Origin of the sequence: Actinoplanes sp. NBC_00393, from assembly GCF_036053395.1 — a bacterium.
Taxonomy (GTDB): domain Bacteria; phylum Actinomycetota; class Actinomycetes; order Mycobacteriales; family Micromonosporaceae; genus Actinoplanes.
On the sequence record NZ_CP107942.1, the window covers coordinates 806,551 to 819,337 of the forward strand.

Annotated in this window: 9 protein-coding genes; 4 read left to right on the top strand and 5 right to left on the bottom strand. The window is 70.6% G+C overall.

Features of this window, described 5'->3' with window-relative positions; all coding sequences use genetic code 11:
• Positions 1–158 precede the first annotated feature (158 nt).
• From OHA21_RS03615 to OHA21_RS03625, 3 genes are all read left to right on the top strand, one after another.
• Positions 159–2,072, top strand: coding sequence for an ATP-binding protein (locus tag OHA21_RS03615; RefSeq protein ID WP_328470095.1), 1,914 nt, complete (start codon positions 159–161; stop codon positions 2,070–2,072).
• A gap of 714 nt (positions 2,073–2,786) precedes the next feature.
• Entirely contained in the window at positions 2,787–3,572 is a 786-nt protein-coding gene (locus OHA21_RS03620; RefSeq protein WP_328470097.1) for an FAD binding domain-containing protein, read from the top strand.
• A gap of 254 nt (positions 3,573–3,826) precedes the next feature.
• On the top strand, positions 3,827–6,523 hold the full coding sequence (locus OHA21_RS03625; RefSeq protein WP_328470099.1) for a molybdopterin-dependent oxidoreductase: 2,697 nt from the start codon (positions 3,827–3,829) through the stop codon (positions 6,521–6,523).
• On the opposite strand, the gene OHA21_RS03630 is transcribed toward OHA21_RS03625, so the two are convergent.
• Both OHA21_RS03630 and OHA21_RS03635 read right to left on the bottom strand, forming a co-directional pair.
• A complete protein-coding gene (locus tag OHA21_RS03630; protein ID WP_328470101.1) occupies positions 6,520–6,867 on the bottom strand; it encodes a hypothetical protein in 348 nt (115 codons plus the stop codon). The genes OHA21_RS03625 and OHA21_RS03630 overlap by 4 nt on opposite strands.
• A gap of 117 nt (positions 6,868–6,984) precedes the next feature.
• Positions 6,985–7,761: a helix-turn-helix domain-containing protein gene (locus OHA21_RS03635; protein WP_328470103.1), complete on the bottom strand. Its 777-nt coding sequence runs from the start codon at positions 7,759–7,761 to the stop codon at positions 6,985–6,987.
• 50 nt (positions 7,762–7,811) lie between these two features.
• Between OHA21_RS03635 and OHA21_RS03640 the strand changes: the two genes are divergently transcribed.
• Entirely contained in the window at positions 7,812–8,234 is a 423-nt protein-coding gene (locus OHA21_RS03640) for a DUF2000 family protein (RefSeq protein ID WP_442875058.1), read from the top strand.
• Between the two features lie 271 nt (positions 8,235–8,505).
• Here OHA21_RS03640 and OHA21_RS03645 read toward each other — a convergent pair whose 3' ends face one another.
• The 3 genes from OHA21_RS03645 to OHA21_RS03655 form a co-directional block, all read right to left on the bottom strand.
• Positions 8,506–9,201 carry an RICIN domain-containing protein gene (locus OHA21_RS03645; RefSeq protein WP_328470107.1) on the bottom strand — a complete coding sequence of 232 codons (696 nt, stop codon included), beginning with the start codon at positions 9,199–9,201 and terminating at the stop codon, positions 8,506–8,508.
• A gap of 347 nt (positions 9,202–9,548) precedes the next feature.
• Entirely contained in the window at positions 9,549–12,080 is a 2,532-nt protein-coding gene (locus OHA21_RS03650) for a VIT domain-containing protein (protein WP_328470109.1), read from the bottom strand.
• A complete protein-coding gene (locus OHA21_RS03655) occupies positions 12,077–12,658 on the bottom strand; it encodes a MerR family transcriptional regulator (protein WP_328470111.1) in 582 nt (193 codons plus the stop codon). The genes OHA21_RS03650 and OHA21_RS03655 overlap by 4 nt, the downstream gene beginning before the upstream one ends.
• Between the last annotated feature and the right edge of the window lie 129 nt (positions 12,659–12,787).

The window sequence follows — 12,787 nt, forward strand, 5'->3', positions numbered from 1 at the left end:
TTACCCGTTACCGCGGGTACGCAAGACCTGGTTTGTCACGGATGGGTAACGAAAGCCGGCCGCTACCGGCGGTGAGGGTCGATGTGGCCAGGGTGACTTAGGTCTCGGCCCCGGCCTGCCGATCTGGAAGGCATGACCGTCCGCGAGGGTAGCCGCCGATGAGCGTGCAGCGGCGGCTCAACGTGGGCTTCGCTGCCCTGTTCGTGCTCTTCATGGCCTTCCTGGTGGTGCAGTTCGGGCTCGGCGAACGGCAGCGGGCGAATCACACCCAGGAGATCGAACGGGTCGCCCGGGCCCAGCTCGCCAATGACGAGTTCCTGCAGCGCATGACCGACGCCGAGACCGGGATCCGGGGCTTCCAGGTCACCGGGGAACAGCTGTTCCTGGAGCCCTACCGGTCCGGTACCCGGTCCGCCGGCGACGCGCTCGCCACCGTCGGCGCCAACACCCGCGACGACGGCGTACAGCGTCTGCTTCTCCGTGAGAACGAGGCGATGCGGGCCTGGCTCGACGAGTTCGCCGCCCCGATCGTCGCCGCCGGGGTGCCGGATCACGACCCGTTCCGTTCGGCCCGCGGCAAGCAGCTCTTCGACCAGCTGCGGCAGGCCAACGAGGCGGCGGACGAGGCGCTCGCGGCCGAACGCCGGCAGGTCGGTTCAGCCGGCGCCGCCGCCACCCGCCTGCTGAACATCGCGGCGGTCGCGCTCGTGGTGGCGATCCTGGCGGCCGGGTACGCGGTGGCGCGTACCAGTCGGCGGCAACTGCTCGCCCCGTTGGCCCGGCTCGGCGAAACCATCCGCCGGCTCGCCGCGGGGGACCGCTCGGCCCGAGCCGAGGCGCACGGAGCGGCCGAACTGCGTACCGTGATCGATGCTCTTAATGATCTTGCGGCCCAGACCGAGACCCTGCTCGCCGCCGAGCAGGCCCGGGCCGCCCGGGCCGGGTTGCGGCAGGCGCTCGCCGCCGAGTTGCAGGACATCAGCGACCCGGCTGCCGCCGCGCGCCGCGTCACCGAGCTGATCGGCGCCGCCGTCGGCGCCTCCGGCGTGCACTGCGAGCTGCTGATCCCCGGCGCCGGGCCGGTCCAGGCCCACCTGCCGGGGACCGCCGAACCCCCCGCCGGCCTGGTCGCCGAGGTGCTGGCCGGCGAGCCCGGCCGGCCCGTCGTGGGTGCGGGCGGCGAGTTCGCGGTGAAGATCTGCGACGGCACCGACTGCGAACCCGGCTACCTGCTCGTCACCCGCCCCGGCGCGGACTGGCCGGACTCCGAACGCCGGGCCCTGCTCGGCGCCGCCCGCGAGATCGAACGCGCGCTGCGCCAGCTCACCTTCCAGCAGCACCAGGCCCGGCTGATCACCGAGCTGCGCATGCTGGACCAGCGCAAGGACGTCTTCATCCAAACGGTCACGCACGAGCTGCGCACCCCGCTGACCAGCATCCTCGGCTACACCGAAATGATCATCGAGGACGAGGGCGACGACCTGACCCCGATGCGCGAACGGGCCCTCAACGCCATCCTGCGCAACGCCCACCGCCTGCAGGACACCATCGGCGACCTGGTCCTGCTCGACCGCCCGGACAGCGACACTCCCGCCGAATCCGAGATCCTCGACCTGGCCGGCATCGCCTCCCAGGTACACGGCGAACTCGACAACGCCGCCCGCGCCAAGGAACTCGCCGTCGACTACCAGGCCGGTGAGGCATGGGTACGCGGCGACCGTACCCAACTTCAGCGCGCCCTCCGCAAACTGCTCGAGAACGCGATCAAGTTCACCCCACCCGGCGGCAGCGTCACCTGGCAGCTGGCGGCCGACGACCGCACCGTCACCCTGGCGGTGACCGACACCGGCATCGGCATCCCGCCGGAGGACGTGTCCGGCCTCTTCACCCCCTTCCACCGCGCCGGCAACGCGATGGACCAGGCCGTCCAGGGGCCCGGGCTGGGCCTGGCCATCGTCCGCGACATCGTCCGAGATCACGGCGGAAGCATCGCCGTCCAGTCGGTCGTCGGCCGGGGCAGCACGTTCACCATCACCCTGCCGGCGGCCCAGGCTCCAGTTCCGGTCGCATAACCCTTTCCTGGTACGAACTACCCGAGGTATTGCCGCACCCTGGCGATCACCAGCCCACTCCTGGCCTTTAGCGCCGCCGCCGGGCTTACCCCTTTGGTCACCCCGCGGCTACCGCCGCACCCCGCGGCCACCAGCCCACTCCTGGCCTTTAGCGCCGCCGCCGGGCTTACCCCTTTGGTCACCCCGCGGCTACCGCCGCACTCCGCGGCCACCAGCCCACTCCCGGCCTTTAGCGCCGCCGCCGGGCTTACCCCTTTGGTCACCCCGCGGCTGCCACCGCACCCCGCGGCCACCAGCCCACTCCTGGCCGCAGCGCCGCTGCCGGCATACCGATTCGGTCCCTGCGCCTGCCACCGCACCCCGCGACAACCAGCCCGCTCCCGGCCCCAGCGCCGCCGCTGGGCTTACCCGGCTCGCTCGCTCCGCGGCTACCGCCGCCCACCCCTCCTTGTCCGCCAAGGCAGCGTTGGGCGTCAGCCGCGTGCCCCGGCTGTTGCTGAGTGTCGTTTCGCGGCTGTTGATGCAGCGCTGGGCGTCAGCTGAGTGTCTCGGCTGTCGCTGAGTGTTGCCTCGCGGCCGCTGAGGCAGCGCTGGGCGTCAGCCGGGTGGGCTCGGCTGACGCCAGCGGTTGCATCGGGCGGCGTTCCGGAACGGTTAACCGGCCCAGTCCGAAGATTGTCAAGATCGGAAACACGGGGCGCGTAGCGTACGAACGTGGATTTGAACACCGTCACCGAAGTGATCAGCCCGGCCGCGCCCGGCACCTGGCGACCGGGTGACGCCTGGCTGGGCGGCGGCACCGCGTTGTTCGGCGAGCCCCGGCCGCACCTCAACCGGCTGCTCGATCTGACCGCAGCCGGCTGGCCGTCGCTCACGTTCCGTGATGACGGGGTGGAGGTGGCGGCCACCTGCACGGTCGCCGAACTCGCTGAGGGCCTTACTCGCTACGGCATCGTCCGGCAGTGCTGCCACGCCTTCCTCGCCTCGTTCAAGATCTGGAACGTGGCCACGGTCGGCGGCAACCTCTGCGCGGCGCTGCCGGCCGGCCCGATGATCTCCCTGAGCGTGGCGCTGGACGCGACCTTGCTGCTGATCGGCCCGGACAGCACCGAGCGCCGTGTTGCAACCGCCGACTTCGTGACGGGGGAGGGGGCGACCGTACTCCGGGACGGCGAGTTCCTCCGGTCGATCCACTTGCCGGCGGGGGCGCTCGGGGCGCGTACCGCGTACCGTCGCGGATCTCTGCATCGCCATGGCCGCTCGGCCGTGCTGTTGATCGGCCGGGCGGAGCCCGCCGGCGGCCTGACACTCACCGTGACCGCCGCGACCCGGCGTCCGCACGTGCTGCGCTTCGCCGCAGCCCCGCAGGCGGCCGAGGTGGAGGCGGCGCTGGCAGCCATCCCGGCCGAGCAGTATGTGGATGACGTGCACGGCCGCCCGATATGGCGACAGCACCTGACCAGGCACTATGCCGAACAGATCCGCGCGGAGCTGACATGATCACCCGCATTCCACCTGCCGTCGGCGGCGCGTCGGATGGCCTTGCGCTTACCAGCGGGGTCTCGCCCACAGGATTGGCGCTTGTCGGCTGCTGTGCGCATGCCCGCGCAGCTGCGTTTGGCTGCGGCCGCGCGCCTGCCTGGGCGGCCTTCACGTTTGGCTGCGGCCGCGCGCCTGCCCACGTCCTTGCCGGCGGCTTTCCGCTGGCGGCGCCGGGCGAACGCCGAAAGAACTGCTGAAGGGAGACGCGGCCCATGAGCATCGAGATCAACGGCGCTGCCCATGAGCGGGCGCCGCGGCCCGGGCAGTGCCTGCGCACCTACCTGCGGGAAGAGGGCTGCTTCGGGGTCAAGAAGGGCTGCGACACCGGCGACTGCGGCGCCTGCACCGTGCACATCGATGGCAAGCCGGTGCATTCCTGCGTCTATCCGGCATTCCGCGCACAGGGGCGCAGCGTCACCACGATCGAGGGCCTGGCCGGCCCTGCGGACCTGCATCCCATGCAGCAATGTTTCCTGGACGCGCAAGGATTCCAGTGCGGCTTCTGCACAGCCGGCATGATCATGACCGCGGCGGCACTCTCTGCAGGCCAGCGCGAGGATCTGCCCCGCGCTCTCAAGGGTAACCTCTGCAGATGTACGGGCTACCGCGCCATAACCGACGCCATAACCGCCCGGCCGCCCGCCGCAGTCGATCCGGCTCCGGGCGCCGCCGTAGGTGCGAGTCTCGGCGCCCCGGCCGGCCCGCAGGTGGTGACCGGCGCCGCGCGCTACACGTTCGACCTGGACGTACCCGGCGTGCTGCACCTCAAGGTCCTCCGCTCACCGCACCCGCACGCCCGGATCATCTCGGTCGACACCTCGGAAGCGCTCGCCGTCCCCGGCGTCGAGTTGGTGCTCACCCACAAGGACGCGCCGGACCAGCTCTTCTCCACAGCCCAGCACGAGCGAGAGGCCGAAGATCCGTACGACACGCGCGTCCTCGACGAGGTCGTCCGCTTCGTGGGCCAGCGGGTAGCCGCGGTGGTCGCCACCTCCGAGGCCGCGGCGGAGGAGGGTTGCCGTCGCCTGCAGGTCACCTACGAGATCCTGCCGGCAGTGATCGACCCCGAGGCCGCCCTCCGTCCGGACGCCCCGATCCTGCATCCGTCAACACCGTCCATCCCCTGCACCGACTCCACCTCTCCGGACTCTCCCGCCGTCCCTGCCCACGCGTCCTCCGCCGCCCCTGTCGATGTGGCCCCGGCCGCCTCCGCCGACGTGTCCCCGGTCGCCCCTTCCCGTGCGCAGTCCAATGTCGTTGCTGAGCTGCATGCCTCGCTCGGCGACGTCGACGCCGGCTTTGCGGCCGCCGATGTCGTATATGAGGAGACATTTCGCACCGCCCGCGTCCAGCACGCCAGCCTCGAGACCCACGGCGCGGTCGGCTGGCTCGACGAAGGCGGTCGCCTGGTCATCCGGAGCAGCACGCAGACCCCCTTCCTGACCCGGCGACTCGTAGCGCGGCTCTACGATCTGCCCACCGACCGGGTCCGGGTGATCGCCGGCCGGGTCGGCGGCGGCTTCGGCGGCAAGCAGGAGATGCTGGTCGAGGACCTGGTGGCGCTCGCCGTGCTGCGGACCGGGCGGCCGGTGCGCTGGGAGTTCACCCGGGCCGAACAGTTCATCGGCGCCACCACGCGGCACCCGTTCGTCGTGACGCTCAAGGCCGGCGCCCGGCGGGACGGTTCGCTGACGGCCATGCAGCTCGACGTGCTCGTCGACACCGGCGCCTACGGCAATCATGGCCCGTCCGTCATGCACCACGGCTGCCACGAGTCCCTTGCGGTCTATCGATGCGCGAACATGCGTACCGATGCTGTGACTGTCTACACCAACACCGTGCCTGCCGGCGCCTTCCGTGGCTACGGCCTCGGCCAGGTGACCTTTGCGGTCGAATCGGTGCTCGACGAACTCGCCCGGCGCATCGGCATGGATCCGGTCACGTTCCGCGAGCTCAACGTGGTCCGCGAAGGCGACGATCTGACCGCTCCCGGCGACCACGTCGACGATCTCGGCATCGCCAGCTACGGCCTCGACCAGTGCCTTGACCGGATGCGTGCGGCCGCTGCCACCACCGACGAAGCACCGCCCGGCTGGTTGGTGGGGCAGGGGATGGCCATCGCGATGATCGCCGCAGGTCCGCCCGGCGGGCACTTCGCCGACGCCACGATCACCCGGCTGCCGGGCGGCTGCTACCAGGTGGATGTCGGGACCGCTGAGTTCGGCAACGGCAGCACGACCGTGCACGCGCAGATCGCGGCGGACGAACTGGGCACCACCCCCGACCGGATCGTGATCCGGCAGTCCGACACCGACGTGGTCCGGCACGACACCGGCGCGTTCGCCTCCACCGGCGTGGTCGTGGCCGGCCAGGCCGTGCTGCGGGCGGCCCGGGCATTGCGCGCCAAGATCGCTGCTGGGGTCGAGGGGCCCTTGTCCGCGCACGGCTATTTCGACGGAACACCCCGGTCGGTAGCGTTCAACGCGCAGTGGTTCCGGGTGGCGGTCGACCCGGACACCGGCGAGCTCCGCATTCTCCGCAGCGTGCACAGCGCGGACGCGGGCACCGTGATGAATCCGCTGCAACTGCGCGGCCAGATCGAAGGCGGCGTGGCCCAGGCGCTCGGCGCGACACTGGCCGAGCACGTCGACATCGACGAGTCCGGGGAGGTGACGACGACGGGCTTCCGGCAGTACCACTTGCCGACGTTCGCGGACGTGCCGCACACCGAGGTGCATTTCGCCGACACCTCGGACACGATCGGCCCGCTGGGCGCCAAGTCGATGAGCGAGAGCCCATTCAACCCGGTTTCGCCTGCTCTAGCCAATGCGGTTCGGGACGCGATCGGCGTACGCCTCACGGTTCTGCCCTTGACCGCTGACCGGATCTGGCAGGCCATGCAGCGTTAGCGCAGCAGAAGGGTGACCGGCACTGTCACTGCTGTAGAAACCAGCAGAATCAGGGCGAACTGCCGTCGCAACGCGACCCGCCGTGCGTCGCGGCGCTTCGCCTTCTCGGCGCGCACCAGCCGCGACGAGAGGTAGAGGTACGTCCCGACCAGCGTGAACAGCGCCGGAAAGACGAGCAGTGCGCTGATCCATCCGGTTTCGCTGCCGCCACCACAACTCACCACCCGGCGACCGCTGACGCAGCGGGGCAGGCCGATCTCGTGCACGAGGTCAGCCACCGCCCAGCTGGTGACCGCGACCGCGACGACGCTGACGAGGGCGAACACCAGCACCGACCGAGCCATGACGATCATCCTGGCCGGTGATCCGCCCTCGGTCCAGGCCGCTATGTTTTCGCGCCGGGTTCTGCTTTGCGCATCGGGCTCTGCTTTGCGCTCCCGGCTCTGCTTCGTCCTTCGCGTTCAGGCGAATCGGCCCGGGCTCACTCCGAGGATGCGTTTGAAGTGCCGGACCAGGTGCGGCTGGTCGTAGAACCCGGCGCTGACCGCGACCGACCGCAAAGGCTCCCCGGACAGGATCAGGCGGCGGGCCAGATCCACCCTCCGAGAGATCACATATTGGTGCGGCGACATGCCGAACTCCCGGCTGAACGAGCGGACCAAATGCGCCGGATCGAAGTGCAGTTCCGCAGCGGCCGACGCCAGCGGAAGACCAGGAACGATGTGCTCCTCAAGGAGATCCCGAAGCCGGTGCGCCGCGTCCCGCACCGGCGGCGGCGGAACCTGATCACCGAGGTGGGCACGCAGCCGTTCGACGGCGACGGCCAGCAGTCCCTCGGCGGCCGGTTCGTCACCGGGAGCGCGCAGCGTGCGGTGCAGGCCGGAGATCATCTGATGGAGCTGCCCGTCAGCGACAGCGGGGGAATCGACTGCGGTGCCGATCAGGTGGTCGGGAAGGCGGCCCGGCTCGAGATACAGCACACGCTTGCGGAAACCACCGGGCCGGGCCGCCGTGCCGTTGTGCGGAACCCGGGGCGGCAACACGGTGACCAACTCTCCGAACGCTCCACGTTCGTGCCGGTCCAGGTCGTACCGAACCGCGCCGTCATCAACCAGCAGGACGGTCCAGGTGTCATGGGCATGCATCGGGTACGCGTGCTCCCCGAACCGGGCATGCAGAACCTCGGCAACCCCGTCGAGCGGTGGTCGCCAGGCTCGGATCTGCGGCCCGCCGGGCACGTCAAAATCGTACAAGACCTGCCCGGTACGCCCGGACGACGATGATCCCCATGAGCGCACCGGTACGTTTCCCCACCAAGATCGCCGTCCTCCTCCGGGACGACCTGCTCGTCTGGCAACGCCTGAACGTCACCGCCTTCCTGGTCAGCGGCCTCGCAACCGCCGCCCCCGAGGTGATCGGCGACCCCTACGCGGACGCCGACGACATCACCTACCTGCCGATGTTCCGCCAGCCGGTGCTCGTCTTCGAGGGCAGCAAGGAGTTGCTGACCGCAGCTCACACCCGCGCCCTGACCCGCGAGGTGCCGATGTCAATCTTCACCTCCGACCTCTTCACCACCGGCCACGACGCCGACAACCGCGCCGCCGTCCGAGCCGTACGAACCGAAAACCTAGACCTGGTCGGCCTGGCAGTACACGGCCCCCGCAACGCCGTCGACAAGATCTTCAAGGGCGCCACCATGCACCCCTGAGATGCCTGCGCCAGGCAGCTCGTCCCGGCCGCGCGCCCGGTCCCGGCCGATCAGCCCGCGTCCGGGCCGAGCGACCGCTTAGCCCCGCGTCGGGACGAGCCACCGCCGGTTCTGCCGTCGCCGTCGCCGTCGCCGTGGCCGTCGCCGTCGCCGTCGCCCACTCGGCTCGGTCTGGGCCACCGTCGCGCGGCTGCCCTTGGACCAACTGCCCGCTCGGCCCCGCTTCAGGATGCGGTCCGCCCGTGGTCTGCGCCGCTGGCGGCCGTGTCGGCTAGCGGAAGGTCCAGCGCTGGTTCGAGGCGCCCACGCAGGGTGCCACGATCACCTCGTTTGCTGGGCGGCCGCCGAAGTTCGGGTCGGTGAGGCAACGTCCGTTCGCGGCGTTCATCAGGCGGCCGTCGTTGTTGAGGGCCCATTGGGCGGTGGTCCGGCCGTCGCACCGGATCAGCTCGACGCCGCCGTCACCCTCCATGTATGCGCACAGATCCCCGACCTCCAGCGTGCGGTCAGCGTTCAGCTGCCACCGCTGTGGGCTGGTGCCGTTGCAGTCGTCGACGTGAACGTCGCTGCCTTCGTTGATGTCGCCGCCGCGCAGATCGAGGCACAACCCGTTGCCACTGACCAGCGCCGCCGGCCCGTTCAAAGGCGAAGGAACCAGATCGGCGGGCGGAGCCGGCGCCGCCGTCGTGGTCTTCGTCGCGGTGGGCGGTGCCGCCGACCGCGACGGCTTGGAATTCCCGGTAGGCGCGTTCGGCAGCGACTTCGAGCCTGCCGGAGGCGTGTCGTCGCTGTCCCCCGAATTTCCGCCGCCGGTGTCGCCGAGAGCCGCCCCGGCGCCCGGCTCCTCACTCGGCACGGCACTTGCCGGGGCAGGTCCGCTGACCACCGGGAACTGCTGATCGGGCAGCGAGCTGGACACCGTAGGCGCGAGCGGCCGCAGAACCGCCCAGCCGGCGACCGCCAGCACCGCCGCAATCCCGGCACCTACGAGGAGCAGCGAACGGCGTCGCCGCCGGGAGCGGTAAGCGGCTGGCTCCGGCGCGGCCGAAACCACCGGGATCACCTGTGTAGGGATCTCCCGGGTCGGGTCGGCAGGCCAGGTAGCGGCGGATGCGGGAACCTCGGCACGGTCACCGTCCTGCAACACGAATGGTCGCACCAGCAACGGGTCGAGCCCGTCGCCATCGGTCCTCGCATCGTCGTCCGCTGAGCCTGCGCTCACTGACTAAGCCACCCCCCGCTCAGGCACATCGGCCACCCAACTTACCGGGACCCGCCCAATCCTGCGGGGGCCGTTCGGCCGAAGATCAGCCGTCACCGCTTCCAGAAAGGCACTCGTGGAGGCGTCTCACCACCCTCGGAAGGATCGGCTTCGGTATCGCCGGCGGACTTCACGCCGCTGCCGCTGACCGCTGTCAGGACGTCCAGGGCGCGCCTCCACTTCTCGTCCAGCGGCGCACTGCCGCGTAGCAGGTCGACGAGCTCGCGCACCTCTGGCAGGCGCCCGTGCACCGTTTCGAGAAGCACGGCCAGGCGGGTAGCCAGGTCATCGAGAAGGTCACGACGGTCGGCCGCGGGCAGGTCGGTCGCTTCGCGCAGGCGGCTGACCTCTACGGCGACCAACTCGCGGAACTCGGTGACCTCGCGTGGCTCACCTGAGGCCGAGGCCGGGGACTGCTCCTCCGCGTCATAGAGCGACTCCGGAGCTCCGCCGGAGCTCAGGAAATCCGGCACGTCGGCTTCGTCGAAGAGCCTCTGACGCCGCTGGATCGAAGACGGAGGAGGCGACGCGAACGGCTGTGGCCCGGACGCGGCTGAACCTCCGGGCGCTCCAGCACGGCGGGCGCGGACCGGAGCGAACTGCGGCCTGGGCGGCGGAGCCCCGGCAGGAGCGGCGGGTGGCATCGGTGCTGCGGGGGCGCCAAGGGCGGTGTCCGCCGCCATGCCGAGCCACATCGGGCCCTTGACGGCGGCGCTTCCGGCCGCGGGTGCTTCCCAGCCGGATGGCAGCTCTACGGGCTGGGTCACCCGCTTGGTCTTTCCGCCCTCGTTGACGACGCGCTCGTCGACCGCCACGTACGCGGTGAAGCGGCAGAGCACCCCGAAACGCAGCGAGGTGTCGACGATCTCCCGCTCGGTCGAGCGATCTCCAGCCGCGTACGCATCTTCCAGGTCCCGGATCCGGGCCCGTGCCCACAACGCGGTGATCGCCCGCTCGGATCGCCTCTGGACCGCAACCGCCGTCCGGAACTCCTGCTCGTCACGGGTTTGGCCGGCGACGATGAGAGAACCGCCGAACGCACCCGTGTACCGACCTGTAACCACCAACGGAACGCCCGGGTAGAGGCCTGGCAGCCGTGCCGGACTGCGGGTGTCACCGAGCAGAGTGATGCCGTCGCCGGTGACCGACAGCCCGGTCACGACCGGCGCGCCGATGCGGCGATGGATGTGCTCCATTGCCTCGTCCAGCCGGTCTTCGCTCTCCACGAGCTCGGCTCGGCCGGCGCCGAGTGCTGCGAGACGGCCCAGGAATCCGGCATTGACCGCTCGGTCGATGCCGACGGTGTGCACCCGTGTCGCACCGATCTGCCCGGACACGGCACGCACGATCTGGTCCTCGTTCCCGACCTGGCCGTCGGTGACCAGCACTAGCACCCGGTCGCGGCCGGTGCTGTCGGACAGCAGGCCGAGGCCGGTCGTGAGCGGCGAAAGGAGCTCCGTGCCGCCGCGGGCGTCGGCGCGGGCCAGGTGCTCGACTGCGCGGTAGCGGTTGCGGTCGCTCGCCTCCATCAAACCTTCGGCGAGGCCGTCGGGCCGTTCCACCTGGTGGTCGAAGGTCAGCACGGCGAACCGGTCGGCGGCGGTCAGGGTGTCGATCACGCGGGCGGCGGCGCGCCGGGCGGCCACCATCTTCCAGCCGCCCATGCTGCCGGAACGATCCAGTAGTAACACGACGTCCTTGGGCCGTGGGGCAGCCGCGGCCTCCGGCGGGAGCACGACTAGTTGATAGGTGCCCTGGTCGCCTTCCTCGTCCGGCACGACCACGGCCGTTTCACCACCTGCCGCATACGCCAGCCGCAACACGAAGTCTCGATCCGCGCGCTCACCGGGAGCGATCCGCAGCGTTCCGTCGTCGTCGGTGACCGTGTGCAGGCTGGACCGGACCTCGCCCAGGTCGAGGCCGGCCGGGTCCACCTCCACCCCGATCGAGAGCTTCAGCGGGTTCGGGAAGCCGGGTAGCAGGACTGGCGGGGTGATCCGCGAGGCGTCCGGCACGGCGTCCGTGTCGGGATGCTGGCCGTCCCCCGCATAGGGCCCTGACAGCGGCACGCCGGGCACATAGCGAGGCGCGACAACCAGGGGGAACCGGAAGGTCGCAGCGCCGTCCTCGTAGGCGAGCGGGCCCACCAGGCGCAGCCTGACGGTCACACGCTCGCCCGGCAGGATGTTGCCGACCCGCATGGTGAAGACGTCCGGTCGCTCCTCCTCGGCGATTGACGCTCGCTGGCCGGCGGCGACGGCTCGGTCGTACTCCGCCCGGGCCTCGGCCCGCTCCCGTAGCTCGGCGGCGACGGTCCGGTCGGCCGCGGTCATCGACATGGCTGTGACCGCAGCCCGATCCGGCAGCGGGAAGATGTAGGTCGCCTCCAGCGCGGAGTCGTGCGTGTTGACGAACTCGGTGGTCAGCTCCGTCCGGACCACCAGCCCGCTGATCTTCGCCTGGACGTCGAGCCGGTCGAGCGGCAGGTTTCCCCGGTCGGTGAGCAGCGCGCCGAAACCGGAGCCGGGCTGGTCGCGCAGTCGGTCCCGCTCCTGCGGGCCCATCGGATTGACGGAAATGATCATTCATCTCTCCCATCGGTGAGCCCACGGGACGCGAGCAGATCGAGCAGGGGCTGTGCGGCCGCGGCGATGTCGCCTCGGTCGACGTGGTCCAGTGCGTTCGGAACGAGCAGGATCACGCCCATGCCGAGGGGCACCCCGGTCAGCGTCAGCCCGGTATCGTCCGGAGCGGAGAATGCGGCCACCCGCTCCGGCGGCGCCGGGGCGGGGGAGTGTTTCCAGAAATCGGGGCGTGCCGGGCCGTCGACCGATGGCATGTCGGTGAGCAGCAGATCCTCCGGCACGCGAGCAGCGGCTGAGAGGGCGTCGTCGGAGGCGCCGGTCAGCTCAACCTGAATCTCGGCCAGAGTCCGTCCGGCTGCCTGCCGGCGCTTGATCGCGACGAGCTGCAGCAGGTGCCGCGGGCCGTAGAGGGCGACCCGCCCGCGGGTGCCGAGCGGCCGGTCGACCAGGCCGATCGTCGTGTACCACCGGATCGACCGGCGGTCGGGCAGCTCGCGGACACGGCCGTTGGGCGCTCCGGGGTACTCCGCGGCGAGGGCCGCGTGTACCCGTTCCACCAACTGCTCCATCGTCCACATGCCTTCGATGTTGACACTGTCATGCTGACACTGTCAATGTTGTGGCATGCAGCGAAGCCCGACGGGGGAGAGGCGATGGCTGTCCGGAGTCGATGGGGGAAACAGTTCTGCCCGCCACCGCGGGCAAGC